Annotated in this window: 25 protein-coding genes; 11 read left to right on the top strand and 14 right to left on the bottom strand. The window is 58.7% G+C overall.

The features are described from left to right. Positions 1 to 117 precede the first annotated feature (117 nt). The 3 genes from ATU_RS13180 to rplS form a co-directional block, all read right to left on the bottom strand. The gene (locus ATU_RS13180; protein ID WP_010972504.1) at positions 118 to 1,431 is read right to left on the bottom strand and encodes an HlyD family type I secretion periplasmic adaptor subunit; all 1,314 of its coding nucleotides are present in this window, start codon (positions 1,429 to 1,431) and stop codon (positions 118 to 120) included. Then, entirely contained in the window at positions 1,424 to 3,157 is a 1,734-nt protein-coding gene (locus ATU_RS13175; protein WP_010972503.1) for a type I secretion system permease/ATPase, read from the bottom strand. Before ATU_RS13175 ends, ATU_RS13180 begins: the two co-directional genes overlap by 8 nt. 324 nt (positions 3,158 to 3,481) lie before the next feature. Continuing rightward, positions 3,482 to 4,021, bottom strand: a complete 540-nt coding sequence (gene rplS / locus ATU_RS13170; RefSeq protein ID WP_006310880.1) for a 50S ribosomal protein L19 — start codon at positions 4,019 to 4,021, stop codon at positions 3,482 to 3,484. A 268-nt stretch (positions 4,022 to 4,289) separates the two neighbouring features. Between rplS and ATU_RS13165 the strand changes: the two genes are divergently transcribed. After that, entirely contained in the window at positions 4,290 to 5,036 is a 747-nt protein-coding gene (locus ATU_RS13165) for a sulfite exporter TauE/SafE family protein (protein ID WP_010972501.1), read from the top strand. On the opposite strand, the gene trmD is transcribed toward ATU_RS13165, so the two are convergent. The 5 genes from trmD to ffh all read right to left on the bottom strand — a co-directional run bounded on the left by trmD (position 5,018) and on the right by ffh (position 8,723). Continuing rightward, entirely contained in the window at positions 5,018 to 5,716 is a 699-nt protein-coding gene (trmD, locus tag ATU_RS13160) for a tRNA (guanosine(37)-N1)-methyltransferase TrmD (RefSeq protein ID WP_010972500.1), read from the bottom strand. The two genes, ATU_RS13165 and trmD, sit on opposite strands and share 19 nt — an antisense overlap. A gap of 4 nt (positions 5,717 to 5,720) precedes the next feature. Continuing rightward, on the bottom strand, positions 5,721 to 6,287 hold the full coding sequence (gene rimM, locus ATU_RS13155; RefSeq protein WP_006310877.1) for a ribosome maturation factor RimM: 567 nt from the start codon (positions 6,285 to 6,287) through the stop codon (positions 5,721 to 5,723). Between the two features lie 121 nt (positions 6,288 to 6,408). Continuing rightward, entirely contained in the window at positions 6,409 to 6,789 is a 381-nt protein-coding gene (gene rpsP, locus ATU_RS13150; RefSeq protein WP_010972498.1) for a 30S ribosomal protein S16, read from the bottom strand. 33 nt (positions 6,790 to 6,822) lie between these two features. Continuing rightward, positions 6,823 to 7,140: a chorismate mutase gene (locus ATU_RS13145; protein ID WP_006310875.1), complete on the bottom strand. Its 318-nt coding sequence runs from the start codon at positions 7,138 to 7,140 to the stop codon at positions 6,823 to 6,825. An 11-nt stretch (positions 7,141 to 7,151) separates the two neighbouring features. Then, positions 7,152 to 8,723 (bottom strand): signal recognition particle protein, encoded by a 1,572-nt coding sequence (ffh, locus tag ATU_RS13140; protein WP_010972497.1) that lies wholly within the window; start codon positions 8,721 to 8,723, stop codon positions 7,152 to 7,154. A gap of 326 nt (positions 8,724 to 9,049) precedes the next feature. On the opposite strand from ffh, the gene ATU_RS13135 reads away from it, so the two are divergent. From ATU_RS13135 to ATU_RS13105, 7 genes are all read left to right on the top strand, one after another. Further along, complete coding sequence (locus ATU_RS13135) at positions 9,050 to 10,120, top strand: MBL fold metallo-hydrolase (RefSeq protein ID WP_010972496.1); 1,071 nt, start codon at positions 9,050 to 9,052, stop codon at positions 10,118 to 10,120. A gap of 122 nt (positions 10,121 to 10,242) precedes the next feature. Continuing rightward, positions 10,243 to 11,142: a diaminopimelate epimerase gene (gene dapF / locus ATU_RS13130; RefSeq protein ID WP_010972495.1), complete on the top strand. Its 900-nt coding sequence runs from the start codon at positions 10,243 to 10,245 to the stop codon at positions 11,140 to 11,142. After that, positions 11,139 to 12,413: a tRNA (N(6)-L-threonylcarbamoyladenosine(37)-C(2))-methylthiotransferase MtaB gene (mtaB, locus tag ATU_RS13125; RefSeq protein WP_010972494.1), complete on the top strand. Its 1,275-nt coding sequence runs from the start codon at positions 11,139 to 11,141 to the stop codon at positions 12,411 to 12,413. Before dapF ends, mtaB begins: the two co-directional genes overlap by 4 nt. Positions 12,414 to 12,445: 32 nt before the next feature. After that, positions 12,446 to 13,882 carry a signal recognition particle-docking protein FtsY gene (gene ftsY, locus ATU_RS13120; protein WP_010972493.1) on the top strand — a complete coding sequence of 479 codons (1,437 nt, stop codon included), beginning with the start codon at positions 12,446 to 12,448 and terminating at the stop codon, positions 13,880 to 13,882. A 2-nt stretch (positions 13,883 to 13,884) separates the two neighbouring features. Continuing rightward, the gene (locus tag ATU_RS13115) at positions 13,885 to 14,535 is read left to right on the top strand and encodes a septation protein A (RefSeq protein ID WP_010972492.1); all 651 of its coding nucleotides are present in this window, start codon (positions 13,885 to 13,887) and stop codon (positions 14,533 to 14,535) included. Beyond that, entirely contained in the window at positions 14,532 to 15,128 is a 597-nt protein-coding gene (locus ATU_RS13110; RefSeq protein ID WP_010972622.1) for a DUF2585 domain-containing protein, read from the top strand. The genes ATU_RS13115 and ATU_RS13110 overlap by 4 nt, the downstream gene beginning before the upstream one ends. Positions 15,129 to 15,248: 120 nt before the next feature. Next, positions 15,249 to 16,430 carry a GGDEF domain-containing protein gene (locus ATU_RS13105; RefSeq protein ID WP_035257994.1) on the top strand — a complete coding sequence of 394 codons (1,182 nt, stop codon included), beginning with the start codon at positions 15,249 to 15,251 and terminating at the stop codon, positions 16,428 to 16,430. A gap of 19 nt (positions 16,431 to 16,449) precedes the next feature. Here the strand turns inward: ATU_RS13105 and ATU_RS13100 are convergent, their stop codons facing one another. The 5 genes from ATU_RS13100 to ccmA all read right to left on the bottom strand — a co-directional run bounded on the left by ATU_RS13100 (position 16,450) and on the right by ccmA (position 19,563). Beyond that, positions 16,450 to 17,049: a DsbE family thiol:disulfide interchange protein gene (locus ATU_RS13100; protein ID WP_006310866.1), complete on the bottom strand. Its 600-nt coding sequence runs from the start codon at positions 17,047 to 17,049 to the stop codon at positions 16,450 to 16,452. Then, a complete protein-coding gene (ccmD, locus tag ATU_RS13095; RefSeq protein ID WP_006310865.1) occupies positions 17,046 to 17,219 on the bottom strand; it encodes a heme exporter protein CcmD in 174 nt (57 codons plus the stop codon). Before ccmD ends, ATU_RS13100 begins: the two co-directional genes overlap by 4 nt. Positions 17,220 to 17,223: 4 nt before the next feature. Continuing rightward, positions 17,224 to 17,985 carry a heme ABC transporter permease gene (locus ATU_RS13090; protein ID WP_006310864.1) on the bottom strand — a complete coding sequence of 254 codons (762 nt, stop codon included), beginning with the start codon at positions 17,983 to 17,985 and terminating at the stop codon, positions 17,224 to 17,226. Between the two features lie 74 nt (positions 17,986 to 18,059). After that, on the bottom strand, positions 18,060 to 18,719 hold the full coding sequence (ccmB, locus tag ATU_RS13085; RefSeq protein ID WP_006310863.1) for a heme exporter protein CcmB: 660 nt from the start codon (positions 18,717 to 18,719) through the stop codon (positions 18,060 to 18,062). A gap of 202 nt (positions 18,720 to 18,921) precedes the next feature. After that, the gene (gene ccmA, locus ATU_RS13080) at positions 18,922 to 19,563 is read right to left on the bottom strand and encodes a heme ABC exporter ATP-binding protein CcmA (protein WP_010972489.1); all 642 of its coding nucleotides are present in this window, start codon (positions 19,561 to 19,563) and stop codon (positions 18,922 to 18,924) included. 269 nt (positions 19,564 to 19,832) lie between these two features. Between ccmA and acnA the strand changes: the two genes are divergently transcribed. From acnA to ATU_RS13065, 3 genes are all read left to right on the top strand, one after another. Then, positions 19,833 to 22,526, top strand: a complete 2,694-nt coding sequence (gene acnA / locus ATU_RS13075) for an aconitate hydratase AcnA (protein WP_006310860.1) — start codon at positions 19,833 to 19,835, stop codon at positions 22,524 to 22,526. Between the two features lie 190 nt (positions 22,527 to 22,716). After that, on the top strand, positions 22,717 to 23,457 hold the full coding sequence (locus ATU_RS13070; RefSeq protein ID WP_006310859.1) for a DUF1223 domain-containing protein: 741 nt from the start codon (positions 22,717 to 22,719) through the stop codon (positions 23,455 to 23,457). Between the two features lie 371 nt (positions 23,458 to 23,828). Next, positions 23,829 to 24,221 carry a DUF2794 domain-containing protein gene (locus ATU_RS13065; RefSeq protein WP_006310858.1) on the top strand — a complete coding sequence of 131 codons (393 nt, stop codon included), beginning with the start codon at positions 23,829 to 23,831 and terminating at the stop codon, positions 24,219 to 24,221. A gap of 123 nt (positions 24,222 to 24,344) precedes the next feature. On the opposite strand, the gene ATU_RS13060 is transcribed toward ATU_RS13065, so the two are convergent. Continuing rightward, positions 24,345 to 25,127 carry a Bax inhibitor-1/YccA family protein gene (locus ATU_RS13060; RefSeq protein WP_006310857.1) on the bottom strand — a complete coding sequence of 261 codons (783 nt, stop codon included), beginning with the start codon at positions 25,125 to 25,127 and terminating at the stop codon, positions 24,345 to 24,347. Positions 25,128 to 25,260: the final 133 nt, after the last annotated feature.

Here is a 25,260-nt window from a genome sequence, read left to right as displayed (position 1 = left end):
CGGGTAACATTTAATACATAAAAAACCATAATACAATATAAGAAAATCGTATTTTCAAAAAAATCGCGTATTTGGTGTGTTGAAAATTTTTCTATTTTTTGCTTAAAAAGTAAGAAACTATTCCTGCACGAAGGTCTTTTTGAGTCTGTCCTGGAACGGCTTCACAAAATAGGAGAGAACACTTCTCTCGCTGGTCTGGATAAATACTTCCGCCGGCATGCCAGGATACAACTTCCCGCCAGGTAGATGCCCCATGCCAGCTTTGTTAGGTCTGATGCGCAGGACGTAATAAGATGTGCCAGTTCGGGAATCTGTCTGCAGATCAGGGGCGACCACAGCAACTTCCGCGCTCAAGTCCGGTGTCGTGCTTTGATTGAACGCCGTGAAGCGAACGGTGACCGGCTGCCCGACATAAATCTGATCGATGTCTCGCGGAGTTATATTGGCTTCGATTGCAAGATCATCCTTGTCAGGAACCACCAGCATCAGCACTTCACCGGGTTGGATGACGCCGTTTATGTTGTGCACTGAAAGTTGATAGATACGACCGGCAATCGGTGAGCGGATGTCGAGACGATCTAGCTGGTCGCGTGTTGCCGCCAGCCGTTCTTCATATTCGGCAACGGTTGCTTCGATCGATGTCAGATCTTTCGTGACTTCCGATTTTCGGTCTTCGTCGAGTTGAAGCAATTGCAGGTCCAGTTCGCTCAGCTTGCCCACGGTCTGCGCACGAGCCGCGATATATTGGCCCTGCTGACCTTCAAGATTGGAAAGCTGGCGTTTGAGGAGATTGAGGCGCTGGAGCGTGACGAGTCCTTTTTTCAAGAGCTCATCTGTCTTGGAGACATCTTCCTTCACAATGGCGAGTTCGTTTTCCGTGGCCTCAACCTGTACGTCGAGGCCACGTGCCTCGTCGGCCAGTTGAAGCTTGCGTGTGGCAAGCTGCTTTTTCATGCCGATCAACGCGTTGCGACGACTGTTGAAAAGGTTCTGTTCGCTATCGATGAAGGTTTTGGCGGACTTCGAACTCGTCAGTGCCGTCAGGTCTTCGGTCACGGTGAAAGAGGGTTCTTCGGCAATCTCTGCCCGCAGGCGCGCCCGACGCGAATAGAGTTGCGCAAGCGTATTCTCAATAATTGAGAGGTTTGCCTGAACGACCGTGGCGCTCAGCCGTAACAGAATCTGACCAGCCGCGACCCTGTCGCCTTCGACGACATTGATCTCACTGACGATGCCGCCGGAAAGATGCTGGATTTTTTTGGAATTGCCTTCAACGACCACCCGGCCCGTGGCCACCACGGCGCCGGCAAGCTTTGCGAAAGCCGCCCAGCCGCCCATTCCGACGAGAAGGCCGAGACCGAGGACGACCACGGCGGCCGAGTGCCTGAGAATGGATGAATTCGTCGTACCGGTTTTTTCTGCATCAGCCATTTTCGCTCACCCGGTTTTCAATCTTGCGCGTTTCTTCCCCCTCGGGCACTTGGCGGATATTCTGCCGCAGGATTTGTGCAAGCACCTCTTCCTTGGTGCCGAAGCGCAGCATCCGGCCATTGCTCATCACCATCACCATATTGATGCTTTCGAGGGCGCTGGGGCGGTGTGCAATGACGACGACAATGCCGCCGCGCGCTCTGATGTCGCCGATGGCATTGCGCAGGGCCGCCTCACCTTCGCTGTCCAGATTGGAATTCGGCTCATCGAGGAGGACGAAGAAGGGCTCGCCGAACAGCGCGCGGGCAAGGCCGATGCGCTGCTTTTGCCCGCCCGACAAAGCCTCGCCGCGATCGCCTATAGAGGTATCGTAGCCATTCGGCAGGTTGAGGATCAGCTCATGCACCTGAGCGGCCTTGGCGGCAGCAACGATCGATTCCGCAGTCGCATTGCGGTCGAAACGCGCGATGTTCTGCGCGACCGTTCCCGGCATCAGTTCCACCTGCTGGGGCATGTAGCCGATGGATTTACCGAGAAACTCGAAGTCCCACTGGTTGAGTGCTGCCCCATCGAAGCGGACGGAGCCGCGCTCATAGGGCCAGATGCCGGTCATCAGACGCGCCAGGGTGGATTTGCCCGAGGCGCTTGGACCGATGATGCCGAGCCCGTCGCCCGCATTCAGCGTGAAGGAGATGTCGGCGACCGTATCGCGCGCGCCATTCGGCGGGCCACCGGTGACACGATCGACGGCAACGGTAAATTGCGGACGCGGCAGGGAGAGCGGTGGGGCGGGCTCCGGCACAAGCTCCAAAAACTCGTTGACGCGTTTCCACCCCTGCCTGGCGGTCATGAAGCTGCGCCAGTTCGCGATCGCATGTTCGACAGGGCCGAGTGCCTTTGCAGAAAGGATCGATCCTGCGATGATGCTGCCTGCCGAGGCGTGGCCGTCGATGACAAGCACGGCGCCGATGGCCATGACGCCGGATTGCAACAACAGGCGGAATGTTCGCGACATGGCGCCGAGCATGCCTGCGGTATCTGACGTCGACAGGGTCACGGAGCGATATTTGGAGTGCAATTCGTCCCACATCGACGTCACCGCACCCATCATACCCATGGTCTTGATGGATTCGATGTTGCGCTGGCTGCTGCCGACAAGCACGTTTCTCTGGCCTCGCGCGGTATAGGCCTGCTTCGTCGCCCTTTCGGTCAGCCAATTGGTCAGAAGCGTCAGCACGACGAGAACCACGGCCCCGCCGAGCACCGCAAAACCGATCCAGGGATGCAGGGCAAAACAGATCAGGAGATAGATGGGCAGCCAGGGAATATCGAAAAAGGCTGCCGGGCCCGGTCCGGAAAGAAACTGGCGGATCTGATCGAGATCACCGACGATCTGCAGCCCGTCGATCTTGCTGGAGGCGAGAAGCGGCGCGCTGATCGATGCCCTGAAAAGCTTCTGATTGAGCGCATCATCCATATTGTCGGAGATACGCGCCAATATACGGCCCCGCAATGCGTCGAACCCCATCAGAAACGCGTAGAGAACGATCAGGAGAACAACCAAAGCCACAAGAGATGGAATGCTCTTGCTGGGCAAAATGCGATCGTAAACTTCCAGCATGAAAAGCGAGCCGGAAAGATTAAGGATGTTCATCAACGCGCTGGCGAGGCCAACCGCGAAAAAAGTGGACTTATTTTTTGTTAAAAAAGAATTAAATAAAAACATAATAACACCTAAAACAGCAAGAAAATTGCACAATAAAAGGGATTAGGCAATGCTATTCGAGGATGGGCTAAAACACCCGCCTGAAAAATCTAAGTAAATATCTGTTATCTGTTTGGAATCTGTTGGTTTATCCAGAAAAAACTGAAATGGAACCAGCAGACGGGAAAAAGCGACAGCGTTTCTTAAGGTTTCTGGCCCGCCGCCCGTAATTCGGGCCAGGTATCGAATTGGCAGTTTGCGGCCTCCGGTTTGCGATTGGCAGCCTGAGACCACAAAAAAGGCGACCCGAAGGCCGCCTTTCGTGCATCCATCGAAATGGAAATCTTATTCCGCCGTAGCTTCTGCAGCCTTTGCTGCTTCTTCCGCTGCCTTGGCTTCTGCGGCTTCGGCTGCTGCCTTTTCGGCGGCGAGAGCCTGTGCTGCTGCTACCTTTTCAGCTTCCAGACGTGCCTTTTCTTCGGCAGCTGCCTGGCGTTCGGATTCGTTCAGCTTGCGGGCGCGCGTACCGGTGTTTTCAACGATACGGGCAGCCTTGCCGCGACGGTCGCGCAGGTAGTAGAGCTTCGCGCGGCGAACCTTACCACGGCGAACGATTTCAACGCCTTCGACCAGCGGGGAGTAGATCGGGAATACGCGCTCGACGCCTTCGCCGTAGGAGATCTTGCGAACGGTGAAGCTTTCGGAAAGGCCGCCGCCAGAACGGGCGATGCAAACGCCTTCGTAAGCCTGAACGCGGGTACGGTTACCTTCCGTCACGCGAACGTTGACGCGCAGCGTGTCGCCCGGAGAAAACTCAGGCAGGGTGCGCTTTGCTTCGATCTTGGCAGCCTGTTCGGCTTCCAGCTGCTGAATGATATTGGTCATGTTAACCTCTGATTTCTTCTGAAACAGCCAGAGCGCTCAACGGTTCGCCTGTCGGTCAATGCCTTCAGACCATGCCTTACGGCAGGAGCGGGTTCGCCATTCTTTGCTTGCGGTTAAAGGGGTAAACCCCAATTCCAAGCGCGCACATATACTAGCAAGCGCCATTTGTCATCCCTTTCGTGACAATATTTTATCAATTAAGCGCCGCGCTCCGGCAGTTGCGAAGCGGCTTGCTGCCGGATATGGCATGAGAACCTTGGGAGGGGCCATGTCAGTTTTCATCGTTCTCATGCTGTTTACGACCGGTTTTTTGTCTGGTGTCGTTAATGCGATCGCCGGTGGCGGCACGTTCCTGACCTTCGGGGCAATGACGCTGGCCGGTCTGCCGCCCATCGTCGCCAATGCCACCTCGGCGATCGTGCAGTTTCCGGGTTACATCACCTCGGTGATCGCCTATGGGCCGGAAATCCGTGCTCATTGGCGCGAAGCGGTCTCGCTGTCTGTCGTTTCCGTCGTGGGCGGGCTTGCGGGGTCGCTTCTGCTCCTGTCGCTCGACAATCCTGCCTTCCGCCAGCTCGTGCCATGGTTGCTGCTGGCCGCCACGGCGGTTTTTGCTGCGGGCCCGTGGCTCAGGCCGAAGGCGAGTGCGGAGCGCTCCCCCGGCAATCTGCCGAGCCTCGTCTTTCAGGGGCTCGCTTCGATCTATGGCGGTTTTTTCGGGGCGGGCATGGGCATCATGATGCTTGCCATCCTCGGGATAACCTCCGGCGGCAGCTATCATCATCTGAACGCGCTAAAGAACCTGCTATCGGTGGTGATTGCCGTCATCGCCATTACGATCTTCGTCAGCGGCGGCGTCGTGTCCTGGTGGGCGGCGCTCATCATGTTTCCGGCGGCAGCACTTGGGGGCTATGTGGGCGTGCACACTGCAAGACGGGTGCCGCAATGGATCATCCGCTGGCTTGTCATTGCAGTCGGGCTAGTACTGACGGCCTATTATTTCGTCTCGGCCTGAGTTTTTTCCAGCAGATCCGGCCGTCTTTCCTTCGTCAGTGCCAGCGCCTGCTCGTGTCGCCACTTGTCGATAGCGGCGTGATTGCCTGACGTGAGGATGGCGGGAATATCGCGGCCTTCCCAGAGTTGCGGGCGGGTATAATGCGGATGTTCCAGCAACCCGCCCTCGAAGCTTTCATGCACGCCAGAGAGATCGTTGCCCATGACGCCCGGCAGGATGCGGACGACAGCATCCAGCAGCGTCAGCGCCGCCGGTTCGCCGCCGGAGAGAATGTAATCGCCGATTGATACTTCCTCCAGCCCACGTGCCTCGATGACGCGCTGGTCCACGCCCTCGAAGCGGCCGCAGACGATGATCGCGCCGTCGCCGGCCGCCAGTTCGCGCACGCGGTTCTGGGACAGCGGTTTGCCGCGCGGGCTCATCAGCAGCCGTGGCCGGGTGTCGCCTTTCGAAACATGATCGATGGCCGCGGCCAATACGTCGGGTTTCAGCACCATGCCGGCGCCGCCGCCTGCCGGCGTGTCATCGACGCTTCTGTGCCTGTCGGTGGCAAATTCGCGGATTTGTATGGGGTCCAGCGACCACTGCCCTCGCTCCAGCGCCTTGCCGGCTAGCGAATATTGGAGATGCCCCGGAAACATTTCCGGGTAGAGCGTCAGAACGGTCGCCTTGAAGGTCATGGATTTATTTCTTACCGAACGGCGACATGCCGTTTTGGTCCTTGTCGTCAGGATTGTCGATCAGGCCGGCGGCCATTGGGTCGATGAGAATGCGCCCGGCCTCCAGATCGATCTCCAGCACCGCAGCCTCGGAAAACGGAATGAGGGCAGGGCGGCGGCCGGCGCCTTTCAGTTCCAGCAGATCACCCGCGCCGAAATCGTAGACGGCGCTGACGGCGCCGTAGCTTTTTCCTTCGGCATCAACGGCTTCCAACCCTTCGAGATCGGCGTAATAGAATTCGTCATCGTCGAGTTCATCATCCGGCAGATTGTCGCGTTCAATGAAGAGTTCCAGCCCGTTCAGGCTTTCGGCCGCATTGCGATCGTTGATGCCACGGAAACGGACGACGACGACATTCTTGCCTTCGCGAACTTCCAGAATTTCAAAGACGCGGCCATCGGCGGTGACCAGATTGCCGTAATCGCCCAGCGCCATCGGGTCGTCCGTATAGGTGCTGACGCGGACTTCGCCGCGCAGGCCCTGCGCGCCGCCGATCTTTGCCATGAGTATCGGGTTTTCCAGCTTTGCCATCGGGCCGTCCGTCTTCTGGTGTTGGTTGCGTCAGCTTTAAGGTTTGTTGACGCCAAAATAAACAAAAAAACGGGCGGCATGGAAAACCACGCCACCCGTTCTTCAAAAGTTTCCGTGCAGATTATTCTGCAGCAGAGGCTTCCGCAGCAGCAGCAGCGGCTGCATCTTCAGCCTTCTGCTTCTTTTCAGCAACGCGTTCCAGAGCGCGCTTGCCCGGCAGTGCCTTTTCCGGGTTGCTGCGAGCGGCGCGCTCGGCAAGGCCTGCCTCTGCGAGGAAGCGCAGAACGCGGTCGGTCGGCTGTGCGCCCTTGGCGATCCATTCCTTGATGAGGTCAGCCTTCAGCTCAACGCGCAGCGGGTTGTCCTTGGCAAGCATCGGGTTCCAGGAACCGACCTTCTCGAGGAAACGGCCGTCGCGGGGCGAACGGGCGTCAGCAACGACGATCTGGTAATACGGGCGCTTCTTGGAACCACCGCGTGCGAGACGAATTTTCAGTGCCATGTGATTTACTCCTTAAGATGGCTTGTCCGCCGGTCAGGCGGTCTTTTCATGACCGCCATGTTCGGCGGCTATTGCTTCATGATGCCGGATGACTTCCTTGATGACGAAGTTTAAAAACTTCTCGGCGAAATCCGGGTCCAGATTGGCGTCCTTCGCAAGACGGCGAAGGCGTTCGATCTGGTATTCCTCGCGCGCCGGGTCGGCCGGCGGCAAACTGTATGTTGCCTTCAACACGCCCACCGCCTTGGTGCAGCGGAAGCGTTCAGCAAGAATGTGAACCAGTGCGGCATCGATATTGTCGATCGACTGGCGGTATTCGGAAAGCTGGGCTTTCACCTCTGTATTGTTCATTGGCGTCGCCCTCACTTCTTTTTCGGGAAACCAGGCAGGCCCGGCATGCCACCAAGACCCGGCAGCTTTGCCCCACCGAGACCGGGCAATCCGCCCGGCAGACCACCCATGCCGGGCATTGCACCCGGCTTGCCGAGACCGGCGGCTTCAGCCTGTTTCTGGAGCGCCTCAAGCTGCTTCGGATCGATGTTCGACAGATCAGGCATGCCGCCGCCCATCATCCCACCAAGACCCATCTTGCCGGCAAGGCCGCCCATCATCTGTTTCATGATGCCGCCTTTGCCCTTGCCGCCCATGGCCTTCATCATGTCGGCCATGCCGCGATGCATTTTCAAGAGCTTGTTGATTTCGGCGGCATCGGTGCCGGAGCCGGCGGCGATGCGCTTCTTGCGGCTGTGTTTCAGAATATCCGGATTGGCGCGCTCGGCCTTGGTCATAGAAGAGATGATGGCGATCTGGCGGTCGAACATCTTGTCGTTCATACCGGCCGAAGCCATCTTGTCCTTCATGCCGGCCATGCCGGGCATCAGTCCCATGATGCCGCCCATGCCGCCCATCTTCTTCATCTGACCAAGCTGGTCGGCCAGATCGTTGAGGTCGAACTTGCCCTTGGCCATCTTCTCGGCCATGGAGCGGGCTTTTTCCGCATCGATGTTTTCGGCGGCCTTTTCGACCAGCGAGACGATGTCGCCCATGCCGAGAATACGGTCGGCGATACGGCGCGGATGGAACTCGTCGAGTTCGTTCATGCGCTCGCCGATACCGATCAGCTTAATCGGCTTGCCGGTGACGGCGCGCATGGAAAGGGCCGCACCGCCGCGTCCGTCGCCGTCCATACGGGTAAGCACAAGGCCGGTGATGCCGACACGCTCATCGAAATTGCGCGCGAGGTTGACGGCGTCCTGACCGGTCAGCGAATCCGCTACCAGCAGGATTTCATGCGGGTTGGATTTCTTCTTGATGTCGGCCATTTCCAGCATCAAGGGTTCGTCGATGTGCGTGCGGCCGGCAGTATCGAGAATGACGACGTCGTGGCCGCCGAGTTTCGCAGCCTGTACGGCGCGTGCGGCGATATCTGTCGGCGACTGGCCGGCGATGATCGGCAGCGTATCGACGCCCGTCTGGACGCCGAGCTGGCGCAGCTGTTCCTGTGCGGCCGGACGACGCGTGTCGAGAGATGCCATCAGCACCTTCTTCTTGTCGCGGTCGGTCAGGCGCTTGGCGATCTTGCCAGTTGTGGTGGTTTTACCCGAGCCCTGCAGACCCACCATCATGATGACGACGGGGGCGGCCGCATGCAGGTCGATAGAAACGCCTTCGGTGCCAAGCATTTCGACAAGCTCGTCATGCACGATCTTGACGACCATCTGGCCGGGCTTGATGGATTTCAGAACCGCTGCGCCGACGGCCTTTTCACGCACCCTGTCGGTGAAGGAACGCACGACTTCCAGCGCCACGTCCGCTTCCAGAAGCGCACGGCGAACCTCGCGCAGGGCGGCGGCAACATCGGCTTCCGTCAGCGCGCCACGGCCGGTCAGTCCATTCAGAATGGAACCAAGGCGGTCCTGGAGGTTTTCAAACATCGTTTCTTCCTTCTTCGTTCCGGGGTTTCCGAAACGTCGGTGCTTTCGCTGGCAAAAACAAGACGCAAAGCCAAAAAGCACCCGAGGGCGCATCGCGCTGTCGGGTGTTGACCTCCGGGATCTCTTTATACCTTTTCGGGTCCCGGTCGGCGGCTTGGAGTCGTGAAACTGCCAGCTGATGGGCGGGATAAACAGGAAAGTGCAGGAAAAGTCAAGGCGGTGCCGGTTTCCGGCCGACGAAGCCCGCAAGTCATCTTTGCGTGATCGGCCACAGGCCGCTATTGGCAGCGCTTGAACGGGGTCATTGCGCTTCCTATACCTTTGTCATGAAACGTCGAAACTTTTTTCGTTTTTCCGCACTTGGCCTGCTCGCTCTGGCGGGCGGGGGCCTTTATGCACGCCGTTCGAGCGCCAGCGCCTATTATAGCGGCCCGATCTCCGATCATTTTGACGGAGTGCGCTTCTTCAATCCCGGCGGTACGCCGCCCGGCAATTTCATGGGCCTTTTGAAATGGCGCTTTAATGGCGAGCGCGCCACATGGCCGGAAACCTATCCGAGCCCGTTTCCCTTCGCGAAACCGGAAGCCCGGATCGACGGCAGGGATATGCGCGTCACCTTCGTCGGCCATGCCTCCTTTCTCATACAAACGGCGGGGCTGAATATTCTTGTTGATCCGGTGTGGTCGCAGCGCACCAGCCCGCTCAGCTTTGCCGGCCCCAAGCGGGTTAACCCGCCGGGCATCCGTTTTGAAGACCTGCCGCCCATCGATCTGGTGCTGGTGACGCATAATCATTACGACCATCTGGATATGGAAACGCTGAAGCGCCTGCATGTGGCGCATAAGCCGCTCTTCATCACGCCGCTCGGCAATGACGCCGTCATCCGCACCGGCGTTGAGGCGGCGCGTATCAAGGTGGGGGACTGGGGCGATGTGGTGGAGACGGGTTCGGTGAAAATTCACTTCGAGCCCTGCCATCACTGGTCGGCGCGCGGTTTGAACGATCGGAGCATGGCACTCTGGGCTGCCTTCGTCATCGAAACGCCCGGCGGCAAGATCTACCATATTGGCGATACCGGCTTCCACGAGGGTCTCAATTACGGCGCTGCTCGCAAGAAGCATGGTGAGTTCCGCCTCGCCAACCTGCCCTTCGGCGCCTACGAACCGCGCTGGTTTATGAAGGGCCAGCACCAGAACCCGGCAGAAGCCGTAGAGGGTATGAGGCTTTGTGGTGCGGCGCATGTCTGCGGCCACCATTGGGGTACGGTGCAGCTCACCGATGAGGCGGTGGATGCGCCGCTTGCGGCCCTCAAGGCAGCACTGACGGAGCAGGGGGTGGAGGAGAGCCGTTTTCGGCCGATGCGCCCCGGCGAGGTTTTCGACGTGCCTTCCGCCTGACGACCGCCCCGTTTGCGCCGCAACAGTCTGGTAATTTCCCGTCCTTTCCGCCATATAGGGCGAAAGCGCGGGAAAATCCCGTATGCAACTCGGTTTTCAGGCAGTTTTCAGGTTTTAAAGCGATGGCGGACACGGTCGAATTTGCGAAGATGAACGGGCTTGCCAACAAGATCCTCGTTGTCGATATGCGCGGCCGCAAGGATATGGTCACGCCAGCGGCTGCCATCGCCCTCAATTCCAATCCCGCCACGCAGTTCGACCAGATCATGGCGATCCACGATCCGCGTGTCGGCGGCACGGATGCTTTCATCGATATTCTCAATTGCGATGGCACCAAGGCACAGGCTTGCGGCAACGGCACGCGCTGCGTGGTGCAGGCGCTGTCTTCCGAAACCGGCAAGACCAGCTTCACCTTCCAGACGGTCGCTGGCATTCTGAACGCCGTCGAGCATGAAGACGGCATGATATCGGTTGATATGGGCCTGCCGCGTTTCCGCTGGAGCGACATTCCGCTGTCTGAAGAATTCCACGATACGAGCCGCATCGAATTGCAGATCGGGCCGATCGATGCGCCGATCCTGCATTCGCCTGCGGTCATGTCCATGGGCAACCCGCATGCGATTTTCTGGGTTGATCGCGATCCGATGACGTTTGATCTCGAACGTTTCGGGCCGCTTCTCGAAAATCATCCGATGTTTCCGGAAAAGGCCAATATCACGCTGGCGCAGGTGATTTCCGACAGCGCACTTCGCACCCGCACCTGGGAGCGCGGCGCGGGGTTGACGCTTGCCTGCGGTTCCGCCGCCTGTGCGTCGGCTGTTTCCGCTGCCCGCACCGGCCGCACCGGCCGAAAGGTCACCATCGATGTCGCCTCCAGCCCCGTGCGCGTGCCGCTGACCATCGACTGGCGCGAGGATAATCACGTCGTCATGACCGGCCCGGCCGAATGGGAATGGTCGGGTTCCGTCGATCCCGTCACCGGCGTCTGGGCGCGGGATGCGGTCGAGCGGGGGGCTGTATGAGTGGCGTCGAGGTCATAACCTTCGGCTGCCGTCTCAACACCTATGAATCGGAAGTGATGCGGGCGGAGGCCGAAAAGGCGGGGCTCAACAATGCCGTGCTGGTCAATACCTGCGCCGTGACGGGCGAAGCGGTGCGGCAGGCGCGCCAGGCCATCCGCCGCGCCCGGCGGGATAATCCGCATGCACGCATCATCGTCACCGGCTGCGCCGCCCAGACAGAAAAGCAGACCTTCGCCGACATGCCGGAAGTGGATGCGGTGCTGGGCAACGAGGAAAAGCTGAAAAGCGCCTCCTATCGCGCGCTGCCGGATTTCGGCGTTTCAGCGGAAGAAAAGCTGCGCGTCAACGACATCATGAGCATCAAGGCGACCGCGCCGCAGATGGTGAAGCACATTGACGGGCATGTGCGCGCCTTCATTCAGGTGCAGAATGGCTGCGATCATCGCTGCACCTTCTGCATCATTCCCTATGGGCGCGGAAATTCGCGTTCCGTGCCGATGGGTGCCGTGGTGGATCAGGCCCGCAGGCTGACGGAAAGCGGCTATTGCGAAATCGTGCTGACCGGTGTGGATGCCACGAGTTATGGGGCTGATCTGCCGGGCGAACCGTCGCTCGGTTACCTCGCCAAGACATTGCTGAAGCAGGTGCCTGATATTATTCGTCTCCGGCTTTCCTCGATCGATAGTATTGAGGCAGATCATCATCTGATGGATCTGATTGCCGATGAGCCGCGTTTCATGCCGCATCTGCACCTGTCCCTCCAGCATGGCGACGACATGATCCTGAAACGCATGAAACGCCGTCATTTGCGGGCCGATGCCATTCGCTTCTGCAACGAGGTGCGATCGCTGAGGCCCGATATCGCCTTCGGTGCGGATATGATCGCCGGTTTCCCGACCGAAACGGAAGAGATGCTTGAAAACGCCGCGACGCTGGCGGAAGAATGCGGTATTTCCAGCCTGCACGTGTTTCCCTATAGCCCGCGCGAAGGTACGCCTGCTGTGCGTATGCCGCAGCTCGACCGGGCGCTGGTGAAGGAGCGGGCGGGACGGCTTCGGGCGCGCGGCGAGGCGCTCAAGCAGGCGCATCTGCAAAACATGGTCGGTTCGGTGCAGACGGTCCTCGTCGAAAACAGCGGTTTTGCCCATACCGACAATTTCACGCTGGTGGCAGCGCCCGATCTTGCCCCGCGTACTCTTGCGCAGGTTGCGATTACCGGCCACAACGGCAAACATCTGAACATGAAGCTTCTGGCGGCGGATGCGGCCTGAGGCGACCAAAGAGAAAAGACACGGGAACAACCATGGCCCTCGGCTTCATCAAAAAAGTCTTTTCGTTCGGCAAGGACAAGGCCGAAACGGAAGAGCGGCCGCAAGAGGATGCTGCGCTTGAGCGTGGCAATGAAAATGCCTCCTTCGAAGCCGCGCTGAGTGACGCTGAAGCGCATGACGCTGTCGACAAGGACCCGGTGTCCGAACTGGAGATGGAGACGGCCGGCGGGCCGGCTGCCGACGAGGCCGTCGATGTTGCCCCCGCTGAAGACGATGAGGAAGAGGATGCGCCGCTTCTTCCAGGCGCCGAGCTTTCCGGCGATATGGGTTTGGTGCCCTTATCCTTGCTTCAGGCGGAAGCCGCTGCCGAGGAGCAGGGGGAACCTTTGCCGGAACCCCTGGATGCCGGGCTCGACGCAGATGCGATGGATGCATTGCTCAATGAGGCGGAAGCCGCAAGCGCGGTGGAATCGCCTGCCATTCCTCCGGTCTTGCCCAAGGGCTTTTCCTCGGCACGCGAACGGGAGGAACCTGTTCCTGTCGCACCCCAGGTAAAATTGACCTGGTTCCAGCGCTTGCGGGCCGGTCTTGCCCGCACCTCGTCGCAGCTGACCACGCAGATTTCGGCCCTCTTCACCAAACGCAAGCTGGATGAGGATACGCTCGACGAGCTGGAAGATCTTCTCATCCAGTCCGATCTCGGCGTCGAGACCGCCATGCGTATCACCGGCGCCCTGTCTTCGGAACGCTACGGCAAGGATGTGAGCGGCGAGGATGTGGCGCGCATCATGGCGGGCGAGATCACCAAGGTTCTGAAGCCTGTTGCCAAGCCTCTGGAGCTCGATCTTTCGCACAAGCCGCATGTCATTCTCGTTGTCGGTGTGAACGGTACCGGCAAGACGACGACCATCGGCAAGCTTGCCGCCAAGCTTTCCGGCTCGGGTCTCAAGGTGATGCTGGCAGCTGGCGATACGTTCCGCGCCGCGGCGATCGAGCAGCTGAAGATATGGGCGGACCGCACGGGCTCGGAATTTATCGGCACCAAGCTCGGTGCGGATGCGGCCGGTCTTGCCTACGACGCCTATGAGCAGGCGCGGGCGCAGAAAAGTGATGTGCTCATCATCGATACGGCCGGCCGTTTGCAGAACAAGACTGAATTGATGGCGGAGCTGGAAAAGATCGTGCGGGTGCTCGGCAAGCTCGATCCGGATGCGCCGCATACCGTGCTGCAGACGCTGGATGCGACGACGGGACAGAACGCCATGAACCAGGTGGAGATATTCCGCAATGTTGCGGGTGTTTCGGGCCTGATTATGACAAAATTGGATGGCACGGCGCGGGGCGGTATCCTCGTCGCTATCGCTGCCAAACATAAGCTGCCGGTTTATTTCATCGGTGTGGGTGAAGGCGTTGAGGATCTGGAGCCCTTCGAGGCGGAAGATTTCGCCAAGGCCATTGCGGGAGTTTGAGTATGGATATCGAAAGCAATTCCAAGGAAAGCGAAAAGATGGTGGCGGAAATCAGCCCGCTCTTGAAATTCGTGCTCGAGCTTGGTCCGCTTATGGTGTTCTTTTTCGCCAATTCCCGGGGCGAATGGCTCGCTTCCACCTTCCCGGTGCTGACGGAATTCGGCGGTCCGATCTTCATCGCCACCGGGCTCTTCATGATCGCGACCGCCACTGCCTTGACCGTGTCCTGGATTTTGACGCGGAAGCTGCCGATCATGCCGCTGATATCTGGCATCGTGGTGTTTGTGTTCGGCGCGCTGACGCTGTGGCTGCAGAACGATACCTTCATCAAGATGAAACCGACCATCGTCAACACGCTGTTCGGTGTCATTCTACTGGGCGGCCTGTTCTTTGGCCAGTCGCTGCTGGGTTACGTCTTCAATTCGGCCTTCAAGCTGACGGACGAGGGCTGGCGCAAACTGACGCTGCGCTGGGGCGTGTTTTTCCTCTTTCTCGCGGTGCTGAACGAGGTGGTGTGGCGCATGTTCACCACCGATACCTGGGTGGCCTTCAAGGTGTGGGGCACGATGCCGATCACCATCATCTTCACCATGGCGCAAATGCCGTTCGTCATGCGCCATTCTGTCGAACCTCTCGGCAAGGACGAAAAATGACAGTTGCGGAAATGTCGGCTTCCCGTTCGCGTTCGCTTAGATGGTTCGGTGTGGCTGCCGGACTGCTTCTGCTGCAGATCGTCATTCTCTACGCCATGGGCCGTATTCCCATCTGCGAATGCGGTTATGTGAAGCTGTTCGAGCCGGGCGTGAACACGCCGGGCAATTCCCAGCATCTGGCCGACTGGTATACGCCCTCGCATATCATTCACGGATTCCTGTTCTACTGGTTCGCCTGGCTGCTGTTCCGCAACAAGCCGTTTTCCATGCGGCTTTCTTTCGCGGTTCTGATCGAGGCGGCGTGGGAACTTCTCGAAAACTCGCCTATTATCATCGATCGTTACCGCACGGCGACCACGGCGCTGGGTTATACCGGCGACAGCATCCTGAATTCGGCGATGGACACGGTTTTCATGGCGCTCGGTTTCCTCTTTGCCGCGCGCGTGCCGGTGTGGCTGACGGTCGTGATCGCCATCTTCTTCGAAATCTTCACCGGCTGGCTGATCCGCGATAATCTGACGCTGAACGTCGTGATGCTGGTCTGGCCTGTCGACGTGATCAAGGAATGGCAGAACGCGCTCCCGCAAATGTGAACTGATCCATCGGAATTCCAGCCGGAAAGCCGCAAAAGCATCTTTTTATATGCAGGTTTTCTTAATGGCGTTCCGCTAACGTCGGGGTACAAAGCTCGTCTCTTTCCCCGGCAGACCCCGTTGCAAGATAATTTCGCCTATCTTCTCCCCTTCATCATGCTGACATTCGGCGTGGTGTTCCTGTTCCTGCATAGGATCGGCCACGCTTCGGCGCGATATTGGGGTATCGGATATCTTGCGGCGGCTTTTGGTTTCGCCACACCTCTGGTGCTTGGCGGCCTGCCGTTCGAAGTCCAGGCGATTCTTTCGAACCTGTTGTTCTTCTCCGCCTTCTTCCTTTATGGCCACGCGCTGCTCACCCATTTCGAGCGGCCGCTTTATACCAAGGCGCGGCTGTCGATCGTGGCAGTGGCGGTATTGCTGGTCTCGTTCCATGTTTTCGTCACGCCGGATCTGAAACGCGAACTCGTCATCGGCGATCTCGTCTGCGCTCTGCTGCTCGCCTTTCCGGTCTGGCTCGTGCGCAAACGGCCCGTCGCGCTCGCTGACAGGCTGATGGTGGCCATCGCCTCGCTCGTGGTGTTGGAGACGCTGGTGCGCATCGGCATGCTGCTGGTGATGACGCCGGGTGGCTCGATGATCGAGCTCAGCGAATTCTTCGAGTCGGACTATGCTTTTTACATGCAGCTCGCCGCCAGCATCTTCGGCTTCCTGCTGGCACTGTCCGTGCTCGCAAGCCAGATTTCCGTCACCGTCGACCGTCACCTGCATGCGGCGGAACATGATCCGCTGACGGATGTGTTGAACCGCCGCGGTTTCGACCGGCGCGTTCCTGACTTTCGCAACGATACGCCTGACGGCGCGATCATCGCCTGCGACATAGACCACTTCAAGCGCATCAACGATGTTTACGGTCATGCGGCTGGCGATATCGTGCTTATCGGCCTTTCCGATCTCCTCAGGCGAAACGCGCCTGACGATGCGCTGGTGGCGCGTTTCGGTGGTGAGGAATTCGTGGTCTTCCTGCCCGGACAAACGGCTGCTGCGGCCGGTCAGCTTGCCAATGGCATGCGCACGGGTCTTTCGTCGCTCGACTGGCGCAACCGCGGCGTCACCAGCCAGATCACCGCAAGTTTCGGCGTCTCGGCTGTTGCGAGGGGCGATCATTCCATTCACGATGCCATCAAGCGGGCCGATGACAGTCTTTATGCCGCAAAGCGCGGCGGTCGCGATCAGGTCGTGCTGGAAGGCATACGTTTGCCTGCGGAAGGGCCTGCGCTCCGGGTTATTACCAAGGCGTGACATCCTTTTGGCGCGGCGGCTACTTTCCAGTCGCTGCCGCGATGGCCGGCAGCAGGTCAAGCTCTATGCTGCGGGCGTCGAAGGGCCCGACCTTTTTATAAAGGATCGTGCCATCGGCGCCGACCAGATAACTTTCGGGAATGCCATAAACACCCCAGTCGATTGCCGCCTTGCCGTTCGGATCGATGCCTATCGCGGCAAATGGATTACCGAGTTCGCCGAGGAAGCGCAGCGCATTGTCCGATTTGTCCTTGTAATTGATGCCGACGACGGTGATGCGGCTATCCTTTGACAATTCCTGAAGCAACGGGTGCTCTTGCCGGCAGGGAATGCACCAGGAAGCGAAAACATTGACCAGCGTCAGCTTGCCCTTGATAGCGGCGTCGGTGAGCGCCGGCAAGTTGGAGCCTTCCAGCGGCGGCAGTGACAAGGCGGGTGCCTTGGTGCCGATGAGTGCGGAGGGAATAGCGCTGATATCCAGCCCGTTCACGTCCTGATCGTAGAGCATCTTGCCGGCAATGAGGGCAAAACCACCAAACAGCAGAAGCGGCAGCAGCGCCAGCGCATAACGGGCGCGGCCCGTTGTTTTGGCCTTGGTGTCGTGGTCGGCCTGCGTCATTGCGCATCACCCGCGGAAGCGGCTCTCGCCCGGCGGCGAACGCCGGATGCTTCGAGTTGCTTCAGCTCCCGTTTGCGCGCCTGGCCATCAACGACGACCCAGGCGATGAGACAGAGAACGACAAGGCCGGTCGCCGCATAGGACATGCCGATATAAAAGGCGTGTGTCATCACCTCAGCCCTCCCGGTTGGCCATGCGCGCGGCAAGCCGCCGCTGCGCGGCCACGCGCCTGCGCCAGATTTCATTGCGCATGGCGGCGATGTGCAAGGTGAAGAACAGCAGCGTGAAACCGATCGCCATGGTCAGAAGCGGCCACAGAAACTCTGCATCGATGGCGGAACCGCCCATGCGGATGACGCTTGCCGGCTGGTGCAGCGTATTCCACCACTCGACCGAAAACTTGATGATCGGAATATTCACGAAACCGACGAGGATCAGCACGGCGCTGACACGGGCTGCTCTGGATGGGTCATCCATGGCGCGGTTGAGCGCTATCAGCCCGAGATACATCAGGAAAAGCACAAAAACGGAGGTGAGCCGCGCATCCCACACCCACCAGGTGCCCCACATCGGTTTGCCCCAGAGCGAGCCGGTGATGAGCGCAATCAGCGTGAAGGCAGCACCAATGGGGGCGGCGGCCTTGTGGCTGACATCCGCCAGCGGATGACGCCAGACGAGCGTCCCGATGGCAGAGACCGCCATGACCGAATAACACATCATCGCCAGCCAGGCAGAGGGCACATGCACATACATGATGCGCACGGTGTAACCCTGCTGGTAATCACCGTCAGTGGTGAAGGAGAGATAAAGACCAGCGGCCAGCACCAGCGCCGTGAGCCCAGCGAGCCAGGGCAGAATGCGCGCCGCCAGCGCCAGAAACCGGGTGGGGTTGGCGAGATCGCTGAATTTGGTGATGGTGAAGATCTGCTCGTTCATGCCGTTTGTGTAACCCGAGAATGGCCGCCCCGCAATTGATCCCTGTCAACAGGGGATCATCCATCACGGTTTCGTCAATCCATAACATTGCGCAGTGCCAAAGCGGCAAAGAAAGGGCCGGTCACGGCTGAAAATAACGTGATCGCGCAGAGAATGAAAAATGGCGGCATGAAGGGCGCGGGGTCCTGCACCGCCGCATAGGAAGCGCTGACGCCGAAGATCAGCACCGGAATGGCGAGCGGCAGGACGAGGATGGAAACCAGAAGGCCACCTCGCGGCAGGGCAACGGCAACCGCCGCGCCCACCGCGCCGATGAAGGTGATGGCGGGTGAGCCGACGAGAAGCGTGAGCATCACGGCACCGATCGCCACCTCGTCCATGTTCATGAACAGGCCGAGCAACGGTGATGCCAGCACCAGCGGCAGGCCGGTTCCCACCCAATGCGCCAGACATTTGACGAAGACGGTCAGTACCAGCGGGGTTTCCTGCATCAAGATCAGATCGAGAGAGCCGTCATCCCGTTCAGCCTGAAACAGCCGGTCGAGGCCGAGAAGGGCGGACAGAAGCGCGCCGATCCAGACGATGGCGGGGCCGATGCGGGCGAGCAGGTTGAGATCGGGGCCGACGCCAAAGGGGATAACGGCAACCACGGTCATGAAGAACAGCACGCCGATCAGCGCACCGCCGCCGGCGCGGATGGAGAGTTTGATGTCGCGGAGGAAGAGGACGGTCATTGGGGTCGCTCCGCGTCTGGGGCCTTACCCCCCTTTGCCCTGCCGGGCATCTCCCCCTCAAGGACGGAGATCGATATGCGGATAAGTCTCGCCCATCTCAACGTTTGCGAATGAAGTGGTGGTAGCGCTTCCTGCCGATCTCCCCCCTTGAGGGGGAGATGCCCTGCAGGGCAGAGGGGGGTGGGCTCCGCGCACATCACCATCATGCCCAAGTCTCCACACCCGCAAACCCCGTCATCTGCAATTCCTGCGCCTTCTCCAGTCCCAGAGGCTGATGGGTCGCAGCCAGGACGATCCCGCCTTTTCCGAGGTGGCTTTTCACGAGATCGGTAAACATGGCGTCCGCAGCCCTGTCGAGCGCCGCCGTTGGCTCGTCGAGAATCCACACCGGCCGCCAGGCGACCAGGAGTTTCGCCATGGCAAAACGCCGCTGCTGGCCGGCCGAGAGATAACCGAAGGGCAGGTGGGTGATGCCGGCGAGACCGACGATCGCCGCTGCCTCATCGATGGCCACGCCCGTGCTGCCGGGAAAATCACCGAGAAAGTCCTTCCAGAAGCGCAGATTTTCCGCGACGGTCAGTTCGGTTTTCATCGCATTGCGATGGCCGAGATAATGGAAGGCCTCCGACGGCCGCATCTCGGCGTCTATTCCTTCGCCGGCTATCTTCACTCGCCCCTGTTCGGGACGCAGCAGGCCGGCCACCGTGCGCAGAAGCGTGGATTTTCCCGAGCCGTTGCGGCCGGTCAGTACCAGTGCCTCTCCGTCGCTTAACTTGAAGGAAATGTTCATGAATATGAAATCTTCGCCACGTCGCACGCCGAGATTTTCCGCCGTCAAATCCATGCTGCGATTCCGTTTCAGATTTCGCCGTCTCGATAAAAAAATCGATTAGCTTCGTTGAATGGTCTGGCACGTTTCTCCGAAATTATCTATATGGGTGTCAACCACGCCAGCGGCCGGCGTGAACATCATCTTGCGCCGGACTTGACGATTGCGAGGAGCAATTTTCACGTGCGGACAGCGGAAATGGTCGTACCCGCATCCTGATGTGCATGAGTGCATAGGTGTCCGCACGAACGTGTTGGCTATCAGTGTAAGCGGGGTTTTAATCCATGCCCAAGTCACTCGACAGTTTTCAATGTCGTTCCGTCCTTACCGTTGATGGTAAGGACTATGTCTATTTTAGCCTTCCCAAGGCTGAAGCCAATGGCCTGAAGGGCGTTTCCAAGCTGCCCTATTCCATGAAGGTTCTTCTGGAAAACCTGCTGCGTTTCGAGGATGGCCAGTCTGTCACCAAGGCGCACATCATTGCGGTTTCCGAATGGTTGAATAACAAGGGCCTGACCGAAACCGAAATTGCCTACCGCCCCGCCCGCGTTCTCATGCAGGACTTTACCGGCGTTCCCGCCGTGGTCGACCTTGCCGCCATGCGTGATGGCCTCAAGGCTCTCGGCGGCGATCCGGAAAAGATCAATCCGCTCGTTCCGGTCGACCTCGTCATCGACCACTCTGTTATCGTTGATGAATTCGGCACGCCGAACGCCTTTGCCCGCAACGTGGAACTCGAATATGAGCGCAACGGCGAGCGTTACCGCTTCCTGAAGTGGGGCCAGCAGGCGTTCAAGAACTTCCGCGTCGTTCCGCCCGGCACCGGCATATGTCACCAGGTCAACCTCGAATATCTCGGCCAGACCGTGTGGACGAAAGAAGAGGAAGGCGAAACGATCGCTTATCCGGACACCTGCGTCGGCACCGACAGCCACACGACCATGATCAACGGTCTCGGTGTTCTCGGCTGGGGTGTTGGTGGTATCGAGGCTGAGGCGGCCATGCTCGGCCAGCCGGTTTCCATGCTTCTGCCCGAGGTCATCGGCTTCAAGCTGACCGGCAAGGTGAAGGAAGGCGTCACCGCGACCGACCTCGTGCTGACCGTCGTGCAGATGCTGCGCAAGAAGGGCGTGGTTTCCAAGTTCGTCGAATTCTTCGGTCCCGGCCTTGATTCGATGTCTCTCGCCGACCGTGCGACCATCGGTAACATGGGCCCGGAATATGGTGCGACCTGCGGCTTCTTCCCGGTTGATGGCGAAACCATCAATTACCTGACGATGTCCGGCCGTGCCAAGGACCGTATCGCCCTCGTCGAAGCCTATTCGAAGGCACAGGACATGTGGCGCACCGGCGATGGTTCCGACCTCGTCTTCACCGATACGCTGGAACTCGATCTTGGTGACGTCGTGCCCTCCATGGCTGGCCCCAAGCGTCCGGAAGGCCGCCTGCCGCTTGAAACCATCGCGCCCAACTTCGCGACGGCACTTGAAAACGACTACAAGAAGCCCGGCCAGCTCAACAGCCGCTATGCGGTTGAAGGCGAAGCTTTCGATCTCGGCCATGGCGATGTGGCGATTGCCGCCATCACCTCCTGCACCAACACCTCCAACCCCTCGGTTCTTATCGCTGCCGGCCTTCTCGCCCGCAATGCGGTCGCCAAGGGGCTGAAGTCCAAGCCATGGGTGAAGACCTCGCTGGCACCGGGAAGCCAAGTCGTTGCCGAATATCTCGACAAGTCAGGTCTGCAGAAGGATCTCGATGCGATCGGTTTCAACCTCGTCGGTTTCGGCTGCACCACCTGCATCGGCAATTCCGGTCCACTGCCGCCTGCGATCTCCAAGACGATCAACGACAAGGGCCTGATCACATCAGGCGTTCTCTCGGGCAACCGCAACTTCGAAGGCCGTATTTCGCCTGACGTTCAGGCGAACTATCTGGCATCGCCGCCGCTCGTCGTGGCCTATGCCCTTGCCGGCACGGTCCAGAAAGATCTGACGAAGGAGCCGATCGGCGACGACCAGAACGGCAATCCTGTTTATCTCAAGGATATCTGGCCGACCTCGAAGGAAATCCAGGAATTCATCCTGAAATACGTCACCCGCGAGCTTTATGAAACGAAGTATGCCGACGTGTTCAAGGGTGATGCGAACTGGCAGGCCGTTCAGGTTCCGCCGGGCCAGACCTATGCCTGGGATGACCAGTCGACCTATGTTCAGAACCCGCCTTATTTCGTCGGCATGGGCAAAAAGGGCACCGGTCTCAAGAACATCAAGGGCGCGCGCGTCCTCGGTCTCTTCGGCGACAAGATCACCACCGACCATATTTCTCCGGCCGGTTCGATCAAGGCTGCATCGCCTGCCGGCGCTTATCTGACGGAGCATGGCGTTGCCGTGGCCGACTTCAACCAGTACGGCACGCGGCGTGGCAACCATGAAGTGATGATGCGCGGCACCTTCGCCAATATCCGCATCCGCAACCACATGCTTGGTCCGAACGGCAAGGAAGGTGGCTACACCATCCACTATCCGTCCAAGGAAGAGATGTCGATCTACGACGCTGCCATGAAATACAAGGCGGAAGGCGTCCCGCTCGTCATCTTTGCCGGCGTCGAATATGGTAACGGCTCATCCCGCGACTGGGCGGCGAAGGGTACAAACCTGCTCGGCGTGAAGGCTGTGATTGCGCAGTCGTTCGAGCGTATCCACCGCTCCAACCTCGTCGGCATGGGCGTCGTTCCCTTCGTCTTCGAAGAGGGAACGACCTGGGCGAGTCTCGATCTCAAGGGAGACGAAGTCGTTGAGATCGATGGTCTCGAAGGCGAAATCAAGCCGCGTGAGAAGAAGATCGCCAAGATCACCTATAGCGACGGTTCGGTGAAGGAAGTTCCGCTTCTTTGCCGCATCGATACGCTGGACGAGGTAATCTACATGAACAATGGCGGCATTCTGCAGACCGTTCTTCGCGATCTGGCTGCCTAAAGCTTGAACGATTTAAGGCGCCGGGAGAAATCCCGGCGCCTTTCAATTTCTTGGTCTCGTTTTTTGTGATTGTCGCTCACCCCTTCGTGACTTTCTATTGAAGGGCAATAGACGTTATTTTCCGGTTTGCATCCCGGCAGGATTGATCTCATCAATTCGTCTGGATCTCTTCCGGACAAAGGTTTTTGTAATGCCGCTGAAATTCCCCCTGTCGATATGTCTTCTCGGCACGTTCCTTGTCACCTCCGCGCAGGCGCAGGAGGCCGTGAAAGGCGTCGTCGAATTGTTCACATCACAGGGATGCGCCTCCTGCCCGCCGGCGGATGAGGCCCTGCGCAAGATGATCCAGAAGGGTGATGTCGTCGGTCTTTCCTACCATGTCGATTATTGGAACTATCTCGGCTGGACAGATTCGTTGGCATCGAAGGAAAATACCGAACGGCAATATGGTTACATGCGCGCACTCGGCCGCAACGGGGTCTATACGCCGCAAGCCATTCTGAATGGTCGCGACCACGTCAAGGGTGCGGATGTCCGCGGGATTTACGACAGGCTCGATGCTTTCAAACGCGAAGGCCAGGGGCTGAACGTGCCGGTCTCGTCGAAATTTGCCGGTGACGAGGTGGAGATCGATATTGGCGCGGGCAATGGCAAGGCCGATGTCGTGGTCGCCTATTTCACGCGCGAGCAGACGGTAGATGTGCAGAAAGGCGAGAACCAGGGCAAAAAAATGTCCTACTGGCATAGCGTCTATGATGTGCAGACGGTCGGGATGTGGGATGGCTCACCGATGACGGTGAAGCTTCCGGCAAGCGTCGTGGCCAAGGTGAAAAAGGGTGGCTGTGCCGTGCTGTTGCAGACGGCCAATGCCAGCGGCGATCCGGCGGCTATCGTCGGCGCAAGTATTCTGCTGGGGAATGAAACACAGTAATCGCCACTCTGGCGATGGAAGATCCGATCCGGGCATTGGGGGCTGGGGGTAAAGGGTCAATGCACCGGACCGGGTCATCTTGGTGCCTAGGCATCAATTGACAATGAGACTATTCCACCCAATTCAGGCCATGGTTTGACCGAAATACGGCAGGCTCCCCTAAAATAGGTGCCTAAATGGTTACCAATTTTTACCTCTGCTTTTACGGCGTTAGCCTCTCTGCGGAGCTTTGGCAGCAGGTCCGGTCACGCCTCCTGCTTGCCCATTGCTGCCTGAAGCCTGTCGAAACCCTCCCAATGGCGCAAGGCTTGCAATTTTGCTGCCTCAGGCTCACATTGCTCTGATGATTTGGGTGGATTCGGAGGTATTGGATGACCGATCAACCGGATGTGCAGCGGGTGCAGACCGCTTCACGCGACAATTCCACCGTTATCGATCTCCGTGAATATAAGACGAACAAGGACCCTTTGCCGGTCACTTTTCACCGTCGCGAGCTGGATGCGATTCTGCGTATCTACGGCCGCATGGTGGGCGAGGGAGAATGGCGTGACTACGCCATCGACCACCTGAAGGAGAAGGCGGTGTTTTCCGTCTTTAAACGTTCGGGTGAAATGCCGCTTTACAGAATCGAGAAGAACCCCAAGCTGGCGACGAAACAGGGCGCCTATTGCGTGGTGAATGTGGATGGCCGCATTCTCAAGCGCGGCCATGAGCTGCCGCAGGTTCTCAAGGTTTTCGACAAGGTTCTGAAGCTTATCGAGTGATTTTAACTGCCTGGTCTACCTCCAGGGGGGGGGCAGGCAGGCCGATGTGAGGGAAGGCTATTCCCAAATAAAAAGGCGGCCGCAGGGCCGCCTTTCGCATGTTTGTCTCAAAGCCTCTCAGCTTTAGTCGTTGCGGTTACCGAGGAACTGCAGCAGGAAGGTGAAGAGGTTGATGAAGTCGAGATAGAGCGTCAGTGCACCCATGATAGCCTTGCGGCCAGCCACGGCGACATCGTCGGCATCGAAATACATTTCCTTGATCTTCTGCGTGTCATAGGCGGTCAGGCCTGCGAAGATCAGTACGCCGATCGCCGAAATCGCGAACTGCAGGGCGCCGGAACCAAGGAAAATATTGACGATGGAGGCGATGATGAGGCCGAACAGACCCATGATCAGGAACGAACCGATGCCGGAAAGGTCCTTCTTCGTCGTATAACCGTAAAGCGAGAGTGCGCCGAACGAAGCAGCGGTCACGAAGAACGTCTGTACGATGCTTCCTTCAGTATATCTGAGAAAGATCGAGGACAACGACACGCCCATCAGAGCGGCATAAACCCAGAAGGTCGACTGAGCGGCGGAAACGCTCATGTTCTGAATGCGGAAGCTAAGGAAGAAGACCAGTCCGAGCGGTGCCAGCATGACGACCCAGCGCAGCGGAGACGCATAAACAAGGGCACCCAGGGAGGTCAGCATCTTGCCATTCGGCAGCGTTGCGACCGCGGCGGCGGGATCAGTTGTCGTGGCAAGCATGGCAAAGCCGAACGCCGCGACACCGGTGATGACCAGAGCCAGCGCCATCAGGTTGTAAACCTTCAGCATATAGGCGCGAAGACCTTCATCGATCATCGCACCAGACTGTGCACGCGTCTGCGCCATGCGGTTCTGGTAGTTATTGAAGTCAGCCATTGTTTCCTCTTTTGAGCTCCGTGATTGCTACGGTGTCGGGATACCTCCCGGGCGCCGCTGCGGAGCTTCAGCAAGCCTACTCACGAATATGATGGCAGAACGTGTCCGATACAAGGCCTTTTACTGCCGAAAA

Source organism: Agrobacterium fabrum str. C58 (assembly GCF_000092025.1).
GTDB classification, from domain to species: domain Bacteria; phylum Pseudomonadota; class Alphaproteobacteria; order Rhizobiales; family Rhizobiaceae; genus Agrobacterium; species Agrobacterium fabrum.
Note: the sequence above shows the minus strand (reverse complement) of the source record. Positions and strands in the feature narration are given on the sequence as shown.